This window comes from Vibrio navarrensis (assembly GCF_015767675.1).
GTDB lineage: Bacteria > Pseudomonadota > Gammaproteobacteria > Enterobacterales > Vibrionaceae > Vibrio.
Genome location: NZ_CP065217.1, coordinates 2901674 through 2919530 on the forward strand (window position 1 = coordinate 2901674; position 17857 = coordinate 2919530).

Annotated in this window: 16 protein-coding genes; 9 read left to right on the plus strand and 7 right to left on the minus strand. The window is 48.5% G+C overall.

All coding sequences use genetic code 11. From position 1 onward, the window contains the following. The first annotated feature begins 312 nt into the window (after positions 1–312). Positions 313–927 carry a LuxR/HapR/OpaR family quorum-sensing transcriptional regulator gene (locus tag I3X05_RS13605; protein ID WP_045571197.1) on the plus strand — a complete coding sequence of 205 codons (615 nt, stop codon included), beginning with the start codon at positions 313–315 and terminating at the stop codon, positions 925–927. A gap of 177 nt (positions 928–1104) precedes the next feature. On the opposite strand, the gene lpdA is transcribed toward I3X05_RS13605, so the two are convergent. The 5 genes from lpdA to ampD all read right to left on the minus strand — a co-directional run bounded on the left by lpdA (position 1105) and on the right by ampD (position 9163). Further along, on the minus strand, positions 1105–2532 hold the full coding sequence (lpdA, locus tag I3X05_RS13610; RefSeq protein ID WP_045571198.1) for a dihydrolipoyl dehydrogenase: 1428 nt from the start codon (positions 2530–2532) through the stop codon (positions 1105–1107). Positions 2533–2787: 255 nt separating this feature from the next. Continuing rightward, positions 2788–4689, minus strand: coding sequence for a pyruvate dehydrogenase complex dihydrolipoyllysine-residue acetyltransferase (gene aceF / locus I3X05_RS13615; protein ID WP_337970799.1), 1902 nt, complete (start codon positions 4687–4689; stop codon positions 2788–2790). A gap of 19 nt (positions 4690–4708) precedes the next feature. Continuing rightward, positions 4709–7369 carry a pyruvate dehydrogenase (acetyl-transferring), homodimeric type gene (gene aceE / locus I3X05_RS13620; protein ID WP_193157535.1) on the minus strand — a complete coding sequence of 887 codons (2661 nt, stop codon included), beginning with the start codon at positions 7367–7369 and terminating at the stop codon, positions 4709–4711. 50 nt (positions 7370–7419) lie between these two features. Then, a complete protein-coding gene (pdhR, locus tag I3X05_RS13625) occupies positions 7420–8190 on the minus strand; it encodes a pyruvate dehydrogenase complex transcriptional repressor PdhR (RefSeq protein WP_039430445.1) in 771 nt (256 codons plus the stop codon). A 409-nt stretch (positions 8191–8599) separates the two neighbouring features. After that, positions 8600–9163, minus strand: a complete 564-nt coding sequence (gene ampD / locus I3X05_RS13630) for a 1,6-anhydro-N-acetylmuramyl-L-alanine amidase AmpD (RefSeq protein WP_337970800.1) — start codon at positions 9161–9163, stop codon at positions 8600–8602. A 92-nt stretch (positions 9164–9255) separates the two neighbouring features. Between ampD and nadC the strand changes: the two genes are divergently transcribed. The 8 genes from nadC (at position 9256) to yacG (ending at position 16412) form a co-directional block, all read left to right on the plus strand. After that, positions 9256–10143 (plus strand): carboxylating nicotinate-nucleotide diphosphorylase, encoded by an 888-nt coding sequence (gene nadC / locus I3X05_RS13635; RefSeq protein ID WP_337970801.1) that lies wholly within the window; start codon positions 9256–9258, stop codon positions 10141–10143. A gap of 215 nt (positions 10144–10358) precedes the next feature. Further along, a complete protein-coding gene (locus tag I3X05_RS13640; RefSeq protein ID WP_045571203.1) occupies positions 10359–10799 on the plus strand; it encodes a type IV pilin protein in 441 nt (146 codons plus the stop codon). A gap of 7 nt (positions 10800–10806) precedes the next feature. After that, positions 10807–12495: a type IV-A pilus assembly ATPase PilB gene (gene pilB / locus I3X05_RS13645; RefSeq protein ID WP_337970802.1), complete on the plus strand. Its 1689-nt coding sequence runs from the start codon at positions 10807–10809 to the stop codon at positions 12493–12495. Between the two features lie 20 nt (positions 12496–12515). Next, positions 12516–13742 carry a type II secretion system F family protein gene (locus I3X05_RS13650; protein WP_193185744.1) on the plus strand — a complete coding sequence of 409 codons (1227 nt, stop codon included), beginning with the start codon at positions 12516–12518 and terminating at the stop codon, positions 13740–13742. 139 nt (positions 13743–13881) lie between these two features. Beyond that, positions 13882–14751, plus strand: a complete 870-nt coding sequence (locus tag I3X05_RS13655; RefSeq protein ID WP_193157540.1) for a prepilin peptidase — start codon at positions 13882–13884, stop codon at positions 14749–14751. A 1-nt stretch (position 14752) separates the two neighbouring features. Continuing rightward, entirely contained in the window at positions 14753–15361 is a 609-nt protein-coding gene (gene coaE / locus I3X05_RS13660; protein WP_193167015.1) for a dephospho-CoA kinase, read from the plus strand. 32 nt (positions 15362–15393) lie between these two features. Further along, a complete protein-coding gene (gene zapD / locus I3X05_RS13665; protein WP_045571208.1) occupies positions 15394–16134 on the plus strand; it encodes a cell division protein ZapD in 741 nt (246 codons plus the stop codon). A gap of 83 nt (positions 16135–16217) precedes the next feature. After that, positions 16218–16412 (plus strand): DNA gyrase inhibitor YacG, encoded by a 195-nt coding sequence (gene yacG, locus I3X05_RS13670; RefSeq protein ID WP_045571209.1) that lies wholly within the window; start codon positions 16218–16220, stop codon positions 16410–16412. Between the two features lie 292 nt (positions 16413–16704). On the opposite strand, the gene rplS is transcribed toward yacG, so the two are convergent. Together rplS and trmD are read right to left on the minus strand one after the other, a co-directional pair. Continuing rightward, positions 16705–17058: a 50S ribosomal protein L19 gene (gene rplS / locus I3X05_RS13675; RefSeq protein WP_045571210.1), complete on the minus strand. Its 354-nt coding sequence runs from the start codon at positions 17056–17058 to the stop codon at positions 16705–16707. 42 nt (positions 17059–17100) lie between these two features. Then, positions 17101–17850 (minus strand): tRNA (guanosine(37)-N1)-methyltransferase TrmD, encoded by a 750-nt coding sequence (gene trmD, locus I3X05_RS13680; protein ID WP_045571211.1) that lies wholly within the window; start codon positions 17848–17850, stop codon positions 17101–17103. Positions 17851–17857: the final 7 nt, after the last annotated feature.

The window sequence follows — 17857 nt, forward strand, 5'->3', positions numbered from 1 at the left end:
TCACCTGAATCTGGGGCGTAGTGTAACACTCCCACCCTCAATCTTTAAGCCCTGCGAGGCAGATCTTTTTATCTGCTTGTTACTACTCAACAAGATGAAAATAAAAGAGATGTTGGTACCAAAATAGTAAAATTCCCGATCAAAATGTTATCAACATTGACATTACTGTCTATTTCTTGGGCATAATTTGTTGACCCAAAGCATATGCACCATTACACTCATGATGCTTAGAGCAATTATTAAAACAATCAATAGGGACTAGCGTTCCGAATAACTTTTTATACATACCAACTCATTGGCAAGGAACTTATTATGGACTCAATAGCAAAGAGACCTCGAACTCGTTTATCTCCACTGAAACGTAAACAACAACTGATGGAAATCGCACTGGAAGTGTTTGCTCGTCGTGGCATCGGCCGCGGTGGTCACGCAGATATCGCCGAGATTGCACAGGTTTCTGTCGCCACCGTGTTTAACTATTTCCCGACACGTGAAGATCTGGTTGATGAGGTACTCAATCATGTCGTTCGTCAGTTCTCTAATTTCCTGTCGGATAACATTGATCTCGACATTCACGCGCAAGATAACCTCAAAAACATCACCAACGCGATGATTGAACTGGTGACTCAAGACTGTCATTGGCTCAAAGTGTGGTTTGAATGGAGCGCATCAACGCGTGATGAAGTATGGCCACTATTTGTCACCACCAACCGCACTAATCAACTGCTGGTACAGAACATGTTTGTTCGTGCCATCGAGCGTGGCGAGGTGTGTGACAAACACAGCCCAGAAGATCTGGCGAATATGTTCCTCGGCATCTGCTACTCACTGTTTGTGCAAGCCAATCGTGCCAAGAGTGAAGCGGAACTGACAAAACTCGTCAACAGCTACCTGCAAATGCTTTGCATTTATAAGGGTGAGAACTAAGCAGTTCTAGGTGCTAGGTGCTAGGTGCTAGGTGCTAGGTGCTAGGAATAGTTTAAGGTTGATACTCGGGTATCAACCTTTTTTATTACCGCAGGAAACTGATCTGTTTAGCAATCAATAAAAGCCATAAAAAAACCGCTGAACAATCAGCGGTTTTTATCATTTGGCGCTTAGAAATTACTTTTTCTTTTTCGCTTTGGCGTTTGGCAGGTCTGTGATGGTCCCTTCAAACACTTCTGCCGCCAGGCCCACAGACTCGTGCAGAGTTGGGTGAGCGTGGATGGTCAGAGCGATATCTTCTGCATCACAGCCCATCTCAATAGCCAGACCGATTTCGCCCAGCAGTTCGCCACCGTTAGTACCCACGATAGCACCACCGATAACGCGGTGAGTCTCTTTATCAAAGATCAGCTTAGTCATACCGTCAGCACAGTCAGATGCAATTGCACGGCCTGATGCAGCCCACGGGAAGGTGGCTACTTCGTAGTTAATGCCTTCAGCTTTCGCTTCTTTCTCTGTCTTACCCACCCATGCCACTTCTGGCTCAGTGTAAGCAATTGAAGGAATTACTTTAGGATCGAAGTAGTGTTTCTTACCAGAAATCACTTCCGCAGCGACGTGGCCTTCATGCACACCTTTGTGCGCCAACATTGGTTGACCCACAATGTCACCGATGGCGAAAATGTGCGGAACGTTAGTGCGCATTTGCTTGTCAACGTTGATAAAGCCACGCTCATCCACTTCCAGACCTGCTTTTTCAGCATCCAGCAGTTTACCGTTTGGTACACGACCGATAGCGACTAGAACCGCGTCGTAACGCTCAGCTTCAGTTGGGGCTTTTTTGCCTTCCATTGAAACGTAGATACCGTCTTCTTTCGCTTCAACGGCTGTTACTTTGGTTTCCAGCATCAGGTTGAATTTCTTGCTGATACGTTTGGTGTAGACTTTAACGATGTCTTTATCCGCAGCTGGGATAAGTTGGTCAAACATCTCAACCACATCAATTTTAGAGCCTAGTGAGTGGTAAACCGTCGCCATTTCCAGACCAATGATACCACCGCCCATGATCAGCAGTTTTCCTGGGACTTCTTTCAGCTCAAGCGCGTCCGTTGAGTCCCAAATGCGTGGGTCTTCATGAGGAATAAATGGCAGTTTGATTGGGCGAGAACCCGCTGCAACGATGGCGTTGTCGAAGTTAACCACGGTTTTACCATCTTCGCCTTCCACTTCAATCGTGTTAGGTCCAGTGAACTTACCAAAACCGTTAACCACGTTCACTTTACGCATCTTAGCCATACCGCCAAGACCGCCAGTCAGTTGGTTAATTACTTTTTCTTTCCACAGACGAATCTTGTCGATGTCGGTTTGCGGTTCGCCAAATACGATGCCGTGCTCAGCCAGCGCTTTAGCTTCTTCGATAACTTTAGCTACGTGCAGTAGTGCTTTCGATGGGATACAACCCACGTTCAGACACACACCACCAAGAGTGTTGTAACGTTCGATAAGAACAGTGTCCAGACCTAAGTCTGCACAGCGGAATGCAGCGGAGTAACCAGCAGGACCGGCACCAAGCACTACTACTTGGGCTTTAATTTCTTTGCTCATTTTGACCTCTTGTAGTCATTATCCCTAACAGGCTGAGTGAGTTTTGATTTTTTGTTTAACAGTGGTTTGTTTTAAACATTTTTTCAGACCGCCAACAGTTTACAGAGATGTTAATGGTGTGAAAAGTAAATCAATTTAGCCTGTGAGCCAGACGACAATTCAGTGCATAAAAAGCCAATGGATCATGGCGATTCACCAAACTGTCAGACAATTCTATTAACAGAGGCGGCATAAGGCCGCCTCTGGAGTTTTCTATTACAGAACCAAACGGCGAATGTCAGACAGACATTCGTTTAGGTAAGTAATGAAACGCGCACCTTCAGCGCCATCGATCACACGGTGGTCGTAGGACAGAGACAGAGGAAGTTGCAGACGTGGAGCAAACTCTTTGCCGTTCCACACAGGCTTAATCTCAGACTTAGACACGCCAAGGATACCCACTTCTGGTGCGTTCACGATTGGCGTGAACGCCGTACCGCCGATACCACCCAGACTTGAGATGGTGAAACAGCCGCCTTGCATGTCTGCCGCCGTCAGTTTACCTGCACGTGCTTTCTTCGATACAACGGCCAGCTCTTCAGACAGCTCGTAGATACCTTTCTTGTTCACATCTTTAAAGACAGGAACAACTAGACCGTTTGGCGTATCAACCGCGATACCTACGTTCACGTATTTCTTCAGAATCAAGCTTTCGCCATCTTCAGAAAGAGAAGAGTTAAATGCAGGGAACGCTTCAAGCGCTTTAGCAACAGCTTTCATGATGAACACCAATGGCGTGATCTTCATGCCTGAATCTTTCTTCGCTTCGATCGCGTTCTGCTCTTTACGGAATGCTTCTAGCTCAGTGATGTCTGCGTTATCCCACTGTGTAACGTGAGGGATCATTACCCAGTTACGATGCAGGTTCGCGCCAGAGATCTTCTTAATGCGAGACAGTGGCTGAATTTCAGTTTCACCGAACTTGCTGAAGTCCACTTTTGGCCAAGGTAGCAGACCTAGTGCCGCGCCGTCGCCTTTGCCAGATGCGGCTGATGCTGCGCCTGACTCCAGACGTTTCAGCGCTTCTTTCACATAGTTCTGAACGTCTTCTTTCAGAATGCGGCTCTTACGGCCTGAACCTTTCACTTTAGACAGGTTAACGCCGAATTCACGCGCTAGGCGACGAACCACTGGAGACGCGTGCGCGTACTCGTTGTTCTCTTCAAACTCAATTGCTGCTGGAGCTGCTGCAGGTTTCGCCGCTTCAGCTTTAGGAGCTGCTGCTTGAGCTGGTGCCGCTGCTGCAACTGGCGCTGCGCCCGCCACCGGAGTGCCGGCCACCTCAAACACCATGATTAGAGAACCAGTAGAAACTTTGTCGCCAGCTGCAACTTTGATTTCTTTAACCGTACCAGCAAACGGAGCAGGTACTTCCATAGATGCTTTGTCGCCTTCCACAGTAATCAGAGATTGCTCTTCAGATACGGTATCGCCAACTGCAACCATGATTTCAGTGACTTCAACTTCGTCGCCGCCGATATCAGGAACGTTAACTTCTTTGCGTTCCGGCGTTCCGGCGACAGATACTGCTGGTGCCGCTGCCGGAGCAGCCGCTGCAACTGGTGCAGGAGCTGCTGCGCCTGAACCTGCCACTTCGAAGATCATCACTAGTGAGCCAGTTGATACTTTATCGCCAGCTGCAACTTTGATTTCTTTTAGAGTACCAGCGAATGGCGCTGGTACTTCCATTGACGCTTTATCACCTTCTACTGTGAGTAGAGATTGCTCTTCAGCGATTGAATCGCCAACAGCAACCATGATTTCAGTCACTTCAACTTCGTCGCCACCGATATCCGGTACACAAACTTCTTTTAGTTCACTTGCTGCTGCAGGTGCAGCTACCGGAGCTGCTTCTGCCGCTGGAGCTGGTGCAGCCGCTGCTGCACCTTCCACTTCAAAGACCATGATCAGAGAGCCAGTCGTTACTTTGTCACCAGCAACCACTTTGATTTCTTTTACGATACCCGCTTGAGATGCTGGTACTTCCATAGAAGCTTTGTCGCCTTCTACAGTAATTAGTGACTGCTCTTCTTCAACCTTGTCGCCAACGCTTACAAGAATCTCAGTAACTTCAACCTCATCCGCACCGATATCAGGTACATTAATTTCGATTGCCATTATTCTTTCCTACCTTCAATTAAGCGTATAGCGGGTTTGTTTTTTCAGTGTCGATGTTGAATTTCTTGATAGCTTCCGCCACCACAGATTTCTCAACTTCACCACGTTTCGCTAGTTCGTTTAGAGCAGCAACCACCACGTAACCTGCGTTCACTTCGAAGTGACGACGTAGGTTTTCACGGCTGTCTGAGCGACCGAAACCGTCAGTACCCAGTACTTTGTAAGACTGTGCTGGGATGAACGCGCGAACTTGGTCAGCGTAGTTCTTCATGTAGTCAGTCGCTGCGATAGCAGGCTCAGTACCCATCACTTGAGCGATGTAAGGCACTTTCACATCTGCTTCTGGGTGCAGCATGTTGAAACGATCACACGCTTGGCCATCACGAGCCAGTTCGTTGAATGAGGTTACCGAGTAAACATCAGAGGCGATGCCGTATTCTTCGCTCAGGATAACAGCCGCTTTACGTACTTCGTTCATGATAGTACCTGAGCTCATCAGCTGAACTTTACCTTTAGAACCAGACAGCGTTTCCAGTTTGTAGATACCTTTACGGATACCTTCTTCAGAACCTTCTGGCATCGCTGGATGCGCGTAGTTTTCGTTCATCAGCGTTAGGTAGTAGAACACGTTCTCTTGATCGCCATACATGCGACGGATACCGTCTTGCATGATAACCGCAACTTCGTAAGCAAAAGTCGGATCGTAAGAGATACAGTTTGGTACTGTGCCCGCCAGAATATGCGAGTGACCATCTTCGTGCTGCAGACCTTCACCGTTCAGTGTGGTACGACCAGCCGTTGCGCCCAGTAGGAAACCACGCGCTTGTTGGTCGCCCGCCATCCATGCCATGTCGCCAACACGTTGGAAACCGAACATAGAGTAGTAGATGTAGAACGGGATCATCGGCAGGTTGTTGGTGCTGTAAGACGTCGCCGCCGCAACCCAAGATGACATCGCACCCAGCTCGTTGATACCTTCTTGCAGTACCTGACCAGACGTTGCTTCTTTGTAGTAAGAAACGATATCGCGGTCTTGTGGAGTGTAGTTCTGACCGTGCGGGTTGTAGATACCGATTTGACGGAACAGACCTTCCATACCGAAAGTACGCGCTTCATCAGCGATGATAGGAACGATGTTTTGACCAATGTTTTTGTCTTTCAACAGGATGTTCAGTGCACGCACGTAAGCCATGGTTGAAGAGATTTCACGTTTCTGTTCTTCCAGAAGCGGTTTGAACTCTTCCAGTTCTGGAATCACCAGTTCCTGAGTGAAGTTAGGCAGACGCTGTGGCGTGTAACCGTGCAGCGCTTTACGACGAGCGTGCAGGTATTCGTATTCTTTCGAGCCTTCTTCCAGTTTCAGGTAAGGCAGTTTGTTCACTTCTTCGTCAGAGATCAGATCTTGCAGGCCAAGACGGTTACGCATCGCTAGTACGTGCGTCATATCCATCTTCTTCACTTGGTGTGCAATGTTCTTACCTTCTGCCGCTTCACCCATGCCGTAACCTTTAACGGTTTTCGCTAGGATAACCGTTGGACGACCATTGGTCTCTTGTGCGTTCTTGAACGCAGCGTACAGTTTAGAAGACTCGTGACCACCGCGTTTCAGCGCGAAGATCTCATCGTCAGTCATGTCAGCAACAAGAGCCGCTGTTTCTGGGTATTTACCGAAGAAATGCTCGCGAACGTACGCGCCATCTTTCGCTTTAAAGGTTTGGTAGTCGCCGTCGATGGTTTCGTTCATCAGCTGCAGCAGTTTACCTGTGGTGTCTTTCGCCAGCAGTTTATCCCAGCCGTTACCCCAGATCACTTTCACCACGTTCCAGCCAGCACCTTTGAACAGACCTTCCAGTTCTTGGATGATCTTGCCGTTACCCATTACTGGGCCGTCGAGACGCTGCAGGTTACAGTTGATGAGGAAACATAGGTTGTCCAGTTTTTCACGTGCAGCGAAAGAGATCGCGCCGCGTGATTCTGGCTCATCCATCTCACCGTCACCTAGGAACGCATAAACGCGCTGCTCTGAGGTGTCTTTCATACCACGGCCTTCCAGATACTTGAGGAAGCGCGCTTGGTAGATAGCAGAAATTGGACCCAACCCCATAGATACGGTTGGGAATTGCCAGAATTCTGGCATTAATTTCGGGTGTGGGTAGGAAGGAATGCCTTTGCCATCCACTTCTTGACGGAAGTTGTCTAGCTGCTCTTCAGTCAGGCGGCCTTCAACGAATGCACGCGCGTAAATCCCAGGAGAGATGTGACCTTGGTAGTAAACCAAATCGCCACCATCTTTTTCGTTAGGAGCACGGAAGAAGTGGTTGAAACATGTCTCATAGAACGCCGCTGACGACTGGAATGACGCCATATGGCCGCCCAGATCCAAATCTTTCTTCGATGCACGAAGAACGATCATAATTGCGTTCCAGCGAATGATTGAACGAATACGGCGTTCGATCGTAGTGTCGCCTGGGTAAGCTGGTTCTTGGGCTGCAGGAATCGTGTTGATGTAGTTGGTTGTGATACCGGTTGGCATATCAACACCGTCTAGACGTGCTTTTTCCAGAACTTCTTCAAGTAGGAACTGCGCACGCTCTACGCCTTCTTCACGTACAACTGACTCAAGCGCGGCTAACCACTCCTGAGTTTCCAGTGCATCTACGTCATGCTTCATGTCAGACATGGCGATCTATCCTTCTGTTGGTTGGATCTAGTTTGAATCGCAATGAACCACTATTGCGGCTCATTACCTTGTTGAATTCGACGCAGCGATCGCTCACGGCGAGTCTGTTCACGAGTCAAATCCAACAACGTTTCTTCGATATAAGCTAAGTGAGAATGGGACATTTCACGCGCCTTTTCTGGCTGACCTGAAACAATCGCATCCACGATATTAGCCCGGTGCTTACTTACTTTCTCAACCGCTTCTGGGCGGCGATGTAATAATTTAAAATTCTGTCGAATATTTTGCTCAAGCAAAGGCGCAAGGCTACGTACGATGTGCAGCAGTACGACGTTGTGTGCCGCTTCAGTAATCGCGATGAGGAACGCCATCACTTGTTCAGCTTCCGCATCGGCGTCTTTCTTTTCCTGAACCTCAGCGATTCGGGAAACGCAGGTTTGAATACGGGCAAAATCTTCTTCGGTACCGCGCAACGCCGCAAAATAAGCGCAAATACCTTCCAGCGCATGACGCGCTTCCAGTAAGTCCAGTTGAGTCTCGGAGTGGCTAGACAATAAATTTAGCAGAGGATCGGAAAAACTCTGCCAAATGCGATCGCTGACAAACGTTCCGCCCCCTTGACGACGGGTCAGTAGACGTTTGGCTTCCAGGCGCTGAATGGCTTCTCTGATGGAGGGACGCGAAACCTCAAACTGTTTAGCAAGCTCCCTTTCCGGTGGGAGTTGCTGGCCAGGTGAGAGCGTTCCTTCCACTATCAGCCGCTCCAATTCCTGTTCAATCACATCGGAGAGCTTTGGCTGACGAATCCTTTGATAAGCCATAATTTATTGTTCTTCTACTCTTGAATTCACTAGCAATTCGCTTTGCTGGCAATTGGTAATACCAATTTTAAGTTGGTGCAGAAATTAACATAATTTAAACGCCACTGTCCAGCCAAAAGTTGACCTAAATCATAGAACAACTCACACCTCAACACTTTGATAACATCCGGATATTAAAACAGCAATAGAATTGGTCTGACCAATTACAAAGTAGAAACAGATGGGCGAATAACGTGCTGGTCAGTTTGGTCACAAAATGGCAAATACGCGAATCTAAGCGCGGCTCATTTTGTCAAAGCGGGCGCTGGGTTACGCTTTTTCCATCCACTAACGAGCATAAAAAAGGTAAGCAACTTAGCTTACCTTTTTATGACACAAGACTCTTATTCAGTGCAGACTCACCGCCGCTTTAAAGGTCGTCATTGTCTTCAAGCATCGCGCGGTAACGACGCCAATCAAAACTGAGGCCGGGATCGGTTTTGCGCAGCGGTGCAATGTATTGATGCCCAGTAATCCGCGAAGGCGTAATGTGCGGATAGCGTTCGATGATAGTTTGGCTCACTTGGGTAAGCGCAGCATATTGCTCTGGGGTGTAGGCGACAAAATCCGTCCCTTCCAACTCAATGCCAATGGAATAATCGTTACACCGCGAAACGCCAGCAAAACTGGAAGCACCAGCGTGCCACGCGCGATCGTTAAAAGAGACAAACTGCACAATTTCACCATCGCGTTTGATCAAACAATGGGCCGATACTCGCATTTTCGCTATCACCTGAAAAAAGGGATGCAAGTCGGGCGACAAATTACCCTGAAAAAAATCTTCAATATAGGGGCCACCAAACTCGCCTGGCGGCAAACTGATGTTGTGGATCACCAGCAGTGAGACAGGCTCCCCCGCGGGGCGGGCATCATAAAAAGGCGACGGCCGATGGGTGACGCCTTGCAGCCATCCATACGTGATCACAGCTTGCATATCCACCTCTCTGCTTTGCAAATTAACTGCTGAAATTCTTACCAGCCGAGAGTATCATTCCTTGCCAACGACCTTTCAAGATAAGATTTGCGATGAACAACAGACATAACAGCCAACAACGCCTTGACTATTTGCAGCAGCAGCTTCCTCTGGAAATTACCCGCTCGGTTACCGATACCTTAAAAGAAGATCTCGGTGGCAGTTTGGATGCGGCCAACGACATCACCGCCTCTCTTATCCCAGCCGATGCGATCAACAGCGCCACCATCATTACCCGCGAGCACGGTGTTTTTTGTGGTCAAGCATGGGCCGATGAAGTGTTCAAGCAACTTGGCGGACGTGTGACGATCGAATGGCATGTCAAGGATGGCGATCGTGTCGAGCCGAACCAAACCCTATGCACGCTCACAGGCCCTGCGCGCGACCTTCTGACCGGCGAGCGCAATGCGATGAACTTTATCCAAACCCTGTCAGGCTGCGCGACCGTGACCGCCCAGTACGCGGCAAAAATTGCTCATACACAGTGTCGACTGCTTGATACACGCAAAACCATTCCGGGGCTGCGCAGCGCGCTCAAATACGCGGTGGCGTGTGGCGGCGGTTTTAATCATCGTATCGGCGTTTTTGACGCCTATCTGATCAAAGAAAACCATATCATTGCCTGCGGCGGCATTACTCAAGCCATCTCCAAAGCCAAAGAGCTTAACCCCGGCAAACCGGTGGAAGTCGAAACCGAAAATCTCGATGAACTGCGCCAAGCGATTGAAGCGGGCGCCGACATCATCATGCTCGACAACTTCACCATTGAGATGATGCGAGAAGCGGTGGCCATTAACGCTGGCCGCGCAGCGCTGGAAAACTCTGGCAACGTCACGCTAGACACCATTTGCGAGTATGCCGAAACGGGCGTGGACTACATCTCCGTCGGTGCGCTGACCAAGCATATTAAGGCGATGGATTTATCCATGCGTTTCAAGTAGTTAACAAAGCTATTACTTATAAGGGGCCAACGGCCCCTTTTTCGTTTTAAAACCTTAACCCACTCGCAAAACCTTGCTAATCGTATGTAATTGGCGATGAAAGAGTTTTAGCTCACTCGCGATGTCGTCGCGTCGATATTCCAACAATTCAACACCTTGCATAATCTGCTCAACATGCTCACGCAGCATGGTTAAACCGAATTCAAGGAAACGACATGAAACAACATAATCGAGTAACAAAACAGCAGGGCTTTACCCTGATTGAATTAATGATAGTGGTGGCAATTATTGGGGTATTAACGGCAGTCGCCATGCCCGCATATAAAAGCTATGTAACAAAAAGTGAACTAGCTGCTGGTTCCGCCACCGTCAGAAATCTACTAACAAATATCGACATGTTTCATCAAGAAAAAGGCACTTATGTTGGAATGACTTTAGCCGATATCGGTGCGACTCAAACAATGAGTGGATTGGGTGATTTAGCACTAACAGATCTAACGGTGAGCACTGCATCTGCAACTTTCACTTTTGATAACTCTTCAGTTAATACCGCTGTTATCAAATATGCTAAGTCTTCGACAGGATGGGTTTGCGCAATTACTGCCAACTCTGCTTCAGCAGTAACTTCTGAGACAAAACCTAAAGGTTGTTCTTGATAAAACAATGACTAACAATCTTGTAATTATCCTTCGTCAATCTAATTTACTTAGCTCAACGCAAGAGCAAGCCTGTTTGGAACATCTCAATGCTTCCGGTGCCAGTGCACCGGAGGTGTTGTTGCAACTGGGCTTTTTCCAAGCCGAAGAACTGACTGAACATCTCAGCGCGCTGTTTGGCTTGCCGCCCGTCGAGCTTAGCCACTATGACTACCAAAGCGTGTGCAACCAACTGGGGTTGCGCGAGCTTATCACCCGCCACCAAGCCCTGCCGCTACAAAAAAATCGCTCAGCGCTAATTCTCGCCAGTGCCGACCCAACCAATTTACAGGCCGAAGATGACTTTCGCTTTGCCACAGGGCTGCAAGTGGAAATGGTCTTGGCCGATGTTAAGCAACTGCAAGGGGCAATACGTCGCCTATATGGCCGCACGCTTGCTCAAGATAACCGCTCAGGATTGAAAGAGATCCACCAAGATGAGCTAGCCAACTTAGTCAATGTGGCAGCCGATGAAGTCGATAATATTGAAGATCTCAGCCAAGACAGCTCCCCTGTCAGCCGTTTTATCAACCAGATCTTACTCGATGCGGTGCGTAAAGGCGCATCCGACATTCACTTTGAACCCTATGAAGCGATGTATCGCGTGCGTTTGCGCTGCGATGGTATTTTGGTCGAAGTGCAGCAACCACCGAGTCACTTGAGCCGTCGACTCTCCGCACGGCTTAAGATTCTCGCCAAGCTGGATATCGCCGAGCGGCGTTTACCGCAAGATGGGCGCATCAAACTCAAACTGAACCAAAGCACCGCGATTGATATGCGCGTTTCTACCCTACCGACACTGTTTGGCGAAAAAATCGTGCTGCGTCTGCTCGACAGTTCCAGCAGCAACTTAGACATTGATAAGCTCGGCTACAGCGAAACGCAAAAGCAGCTCTATCTCAACGCGCTGCGCAAACCTCAAGGGATGATCTTGATGACGGGCCCAACCGGCAGCGGCAAAACCGTTTCACTCTACACCGGTTTAAGCCTACTCAATCGCCCTGAGGTCAACATCTCTACCGCCGAAGATCCGGTAGAGATTAACTTGCCCGGCATTAACCAAGTGCAAGTACAGCCAAAAATCGGCTTTGGCTTTGCGCAGGCGCTGCGCTCATTTTTACGTCAAGACCCCGATATTGTCATGGTCGGTGAAATTCGTGATTTAGAAACTGCCGAAATAGCCATTAAAGCCGCGCAAACAGGGCATTTAGTGCTATCCACCCTACATACCAACTCGGCCGCAGAGACCATAGTACGCCTATCAAACATGGGCATTGCCAGCTTCAACCTCGCTTCTTCATTGAGCTTAATTATCGCTCAGCGCCTAGCGCGTCGTTTGTGTCGCCATTGCAAGCAGCCACAACACCTTTCACCTGCATTGCAAGAGCTGGGTTTAAACCAGCAGGATGGGCTGTATCGCGCCAATCCTCAAGGATGTAACGAATGCAATCAAGGGTATTCAGGGCGCGTCGGCATCTACGAAGTGATGCCCTTTGACGATGCGATGGCCGAGGCGCTGGTTAAAGGAGCCTCAGTACAAAGCTTGGAAATGCTTGCCAGAAAAAATGGCATGCTGACGCTTCGAGAATCCGGGCTGGAAAAAGTCAAACAAGGCATCACCAGCATTGAAGAGCTGCAACGCGTGCTCTACCTGTAACCACTTGCCTAGGAGAGATCATGAAGGTAAATGCGCCTACGCAGATTAAAAATTACCGCTGGAAAGGCATCAATAGCTCAGGCAAAAGAGTGTCAGGTGATGTGTTAGCCATCAGTGAAATCGAAGTGCGTGACAAACTGCATGCGCAGCAGATTAAGATCCGTAAGATAAAAAAATCCAGCGTCTCAATATTGACCCGCATGAGTCACCGAGTAAAAAGCCGCGATATCACCGTCTTCACCCGCCAAATCTCGACCATGCTCGCCACTGGCGTGCCGATCCTACAAGCGCTAAAACTGGTCGCCGATAACCACCGCAAAGCGGAGATGAAGTCCATTTTAACCAACGTGAGTAAAGCGATTGAAGCGGGCACACCAATGTCCAAAGCCTTACGAACCGCCAGCCATCACTTTGACGGGCTATACACGGATTTGGTCGCAACAGGCGAGCAGTCAGGCAACCTTGCACTGGTATTTGAACGCTTGGCACTCTATCGAGAAAAAAGCGAAGAGCTGCGTTCCAAAGTGATCAAAGCATTGATTTATCCTTGCATGGTGGTGCTCGTCGCCTTGGGCGTCTCTTATCTGATGCTAACGCAAGTAATTCCCGAGTTTCGCAAAATGTTTGTCGGCTTTGGTGCAGAGCTGCCTTGGTTTACGCAGAAGGTGCTCAATTTATCGGACTTTGTCCAAGCTTATAGCAGTTGGTTTTTTATCTCCCTTATCAGCGCCGTTTATCTGTTGCGCAGCATCAGTCGAAAGTCCGATCAGGTTAAACTGAAGTTTTCCCGTCTCAGTTTAAGGCTACCAGTACTCGGTGGCGTGTTTTCCAAAGCGGCGATTGCCAAGTTCAGCCGCACATTAGCCACCAGTTTTAGCTCGGGTATTCCGATTCTAACCAGCTTACAAACCACCAGCAAAACGTCAGGCAATCTGCACTATCAATACGCGATTGAAAGTGTTTATCGCGACACCGCCGCAGGGATGCCGATGTACATTGCGATGCGCAACAGCAACGCCTTTCCCGAACTGGTGCTGCAAATGGTGATGATCGGTGAAGAGTCGGGGCGTCTCGACGATATGCTCAATAGAATAGCGACCATCTATGAGTTCGAGGTGGACAACACCGTAGACAACCTCGGTAAGATCCTTGAACCGCTGATCATCGTTTTTCTGGGCGTGGTGGTCGGCGGTTTGGTCGCGGCCATGTACCTACCAATATTTAACTTAATGAGTGTTATGGGCTAATATGCCTTTCTGACCAAGTGCTTGACACTGTGTGTCGTGCTGCTTTAGCAGTGTTGCACCCATCGTCGCCTTTTATTGGTCAATATTTCAATCATTGATTGTTGCCAGCAGCAAAGTGGCGACACGAGACCCAATTTTTATGGATGCATTGCACTACTATCCTTGGCTGTATGTTGGCCTAGCGGCGTTATTTGGCTTGATTGTCGGTAGCTTTCTCAACGTGGTTATTTATCGCTTGCCGAAAATGATGGAACTGGAGTGGCAACGGGAATGTGCCGAGGCCTTTCCTCAATACGCCATCCCCGCGCCGAAGGAAACGCTCTCCCTCAGCACGCCGCGTTCCACTTGCCCGACGTGCCATACTCCAATTCGTATCCGCGATAACATTCCGCTGCTGAGTTGGTTTTGGCTCAAAGGGCGCTGTCATCAGTGTCAAAGTAAGATCAGTGGCCGCTATCCTGCGGTTGAGCTGCTCAGTGCAACCCTATGCGCCTTGGTGGCGTGGAAATTTGGCTACAGCCTTTACTCGCTGGCACTGCTGTTTTTCACCTTTACCTTGATCGCTGCGACCTTTATCGATCTCGATACCATGCTATTGCCAGATCAACTGACCCTGCCTTTAACTTGGTCCGGTATTGCCCTTGCGCTGCTGGAAATCAGCCCTGTCTCTTTGCAAAATTCGGTGATTGGCGCCATGGCAGGCTATCTCTGCCTTTGGTCTGTCTATCACCTTTTCCGTCTGATGACAGGGAAAGAAGGCATGGGGTATGGCGATTTTAAGTTATTGGCCGCGCTCGGCGCTTGGCTAGGCTGGCAATCACTTCTGATGATCATTTTGCTCTCTTCGGTGGTAGGGCTAATCTTTGGCCTGATCCAACTTCGCTTACAAAAACAGGGCATCGAAAAAGCGTTTCCTTTTGGCCCCTATCTCGCCATCGCCGGCTGGGTCGCATTAATGTGGGGCGAATCGTTAATGAGTTGGTATTTCAGCGTAATGATGGGGGCATAACATGGCGTTTGTCGTCGGTTTAACAGGCGGTATCGCCAGTGGCAAAACAACCGTGGCCAACCTTTTTCATCACCATTTCTCGATTGATATTGTTGATGCCGATGTGGTCGCTCGTCAGGTTGTCGAACCTGACACGCCGGGGCTTTTCGCAATTGTTGACCATTTCGGCGCAGAAATACTTTTGCCCGATGGCCGTTTAAATCGCGCCAAATTACGCGAACGGATTTTCTCTCACCCTGAAGAGAAGCAGTGGTTAAATCAATTGCTTCATCCATTGATTCGGCAAAAGATGATTGATGACTTGCGCAGCGTGCAATCGACTTACGCTCTGTTGGTGGTTCCCTTACTGGTGGAAAACCAACTGCAAAGCTTGTGCGATCGTGTGTTAGTCGTGGATGTCGATGAGCAAACGCAAATTGAACGCGCAATGCGTCGTGATGGCGTGGAGGAAACGCAGGTCAAAGCGATCCTCCAGTCTCAAGCCAACCGCCGTGAACGTCTCGCCATCGCGAATGATGTGATTAAAAATAGCACAACAGACCAAGATCTTTTGCTGCAAGTCACAAATTTACATCAAAAGTACCTAGCCATGAGCCAGCAAAATCGGTGAAAATAAGTGAGAAACGTTTACAGGCCAGTTAGATGACCACGCACAAATTCGAACATCCATTAAATGAAAAGACGCGTATTTACTTGAGAGTAGAGTCACTCTTAAGGCAGGCTCACGTGGCTTCCTGTTTTGCGGAAAATCATCAGTACCAGCTTTTTTTCCGTTCGATCTTCGATTTATTGGAGATTTTCGAACAGATTCAACTCAAAAGCGAACTGGCTAAAGATATTGAAAAGCAGCGGCTGTTGTATCGCAGCTGGTTAGATGTCGACGGCGTGGATCAAGCCACCCTGCGTTCTCTGCTCAACGAAGCCGATCGCACTCACAGCGCTTTGATGCATGCGGAGCGTTTTGGCCAATCACTCAAAGAAGATCGCTTTCTCAGTTCGATTCGCCAACGTTTTAGCCTACCCGGCGGCTCTTGCTGCTTTGACTTGCCCGCTTTGCATTATTGGCTGCATTTGCCACTAGAGCGTAAAAAGTACGACGCGCAAAAGTGGCTCAATAGTCTACAACCGCTCTCTGACGCACTGCTTTTATGGCTGAAACTGACTCGGGAAACAGGCTATTTCAGAAGCCAGATTGCACGCAATGGTTTTTTCCAAAGTGATGCTGAAGAAGCGAACATCCTTCGCTTGCATATCCCAATGGAGTTTGGTGTTTATCCGATGATTTCCGGACATAAAAATCGCTTTGCCATCAAGTTCATTAGCTTTGAAACTGGTCAAGCCTGTAGCCAAGACGTTAGTTTTGATTTGGCGGTTTGCAGTTAAGGTTCACGCTTTTCATTATTTTCATTTCGCCTTGCGTTACTATTTGTTGTTCGCAAATCCATTCGTTTTACGGTTCTATCTCTATGAAAAAAATCACCATAGTTAAATGCCCTCAATGTGCCACGGAAGTGGAATGGGGCGAGCAAAGCCCACATCGCCCGTTTTGCAGTAAAAAATGCCAAATGATCGATTTTGGTGAATGGGCCGATGAAGAGAACACTATCCCGGGCGCGCCGGATATGTCTGATAGTGATGGTTGGTCGGAAGAGCAGTTCTAAGCGAGGTGGCTAGGTGCTAGGTGCTAGGTGCTAGGTGCTAGGTGCTAGGTGCTAGGTGCTAGGTGCTAGGTGCTAGGTGCTAGGTGCTAGGTGCTAGGTGCTAGGTGCTAGGTGCTAGGTGCTAGGGATTGAAGAGGGTTGATGGTAACACGTCAACCTTTTTTATTTGGTCGTTTTTACCATTTTACTCTAGGCAGCAAGCCGAACCCTTTCGCCAACTGTGCAGTTTAAGTGATACAAAAAGCGGAGCCTACTGGCTCCGCTTTTTACTATGAGAACGCGAGTTCTAGCATTACTTCTTAGTAAGCTTCTCTTTGATACGAGCAGCTTTACCAGATAGGTCGCGTAGGTAGTACAGTTTGGCACGACGTACTGCACCGCGGCGTTTCACTTCAATGCTAGCAACTACTGGAGAGTGAGTTTGGAACGTACGCTCAACACCTTCACCGTTAGAAATCTTACGTACAGTGAATGCAGAGTGTAGACCACGGTTACGGATTGCGATTACGATGCCTTCAAAAGCCTGTAGACGCTCACGATCACCTTCTTTTACCTTAACTTGAACAACAACAGTGTCACCTGGTGCAAATTTAGGTAGATCTTGCTTCATTTGCTCTTGCTCAAGAGCTTTGATGATGTTACTCATTTTTAAAATTTCCTAGAATAAACTGATACTAAATTAAATAGGTTACTTACGCTTAGAGTGAGTTTCTTCAATAAACTCGGCAAGTAATTGTTCCTGTTCGTCAGTCAGAGCTAGGTTTTCCAGGAGCTCTGGTCTTCTTTGCCAGGTACGGCCTAACGACTGTTTCAGTCGCCAGCGACGAATTTCCTTGTGGTTGCCTGACATCAGCACCGCAGGTACTTCTTTGTCATCCAACACTTCAGGACGCGTATAGTGAGGGCAATCTAACAAGCCATTGGCGAAAGAGTCCTCTTCCGCTGACGCAAAATCCCCCAGTACGCCCGGAATAAACCGAGACACTGCGTCAATTAACGTCATGGCTGGCAGTTCACCACCCGTCATTACAAAATCACCAATTGACCATTCTTCGTCAACTTCAGATTGAATGATGCGCTCATCTACCCCTTCGTATCGGCCACAAATCAGTAACATGTTCTGATTGGTTGCCAGTTCTTCTACGCCTCTTTGGTCGAGCTTGCGACCTTGAGGAGAGAGATAAATGACTTTCGTCTTACCCGGTGAGGCTTGTTTGGCTGCGTGAATGGCATCGCGCAAAGGCTGAACCATCATCAACATACCGGGGCCGCCACCGTAAGGTCTATCATCAACAGTACGATGTTTGTCGTGAGTGAAATCGCGAGGATTCCATGTCTCAATCGACAGTAGACCTTTCTTAACCGCTTGACCTGTTACTCCAAAATCGGTAACAGAACGGAACATTTCAGGAAATAGGCTAATAATGCCAACCCACATGTCTATC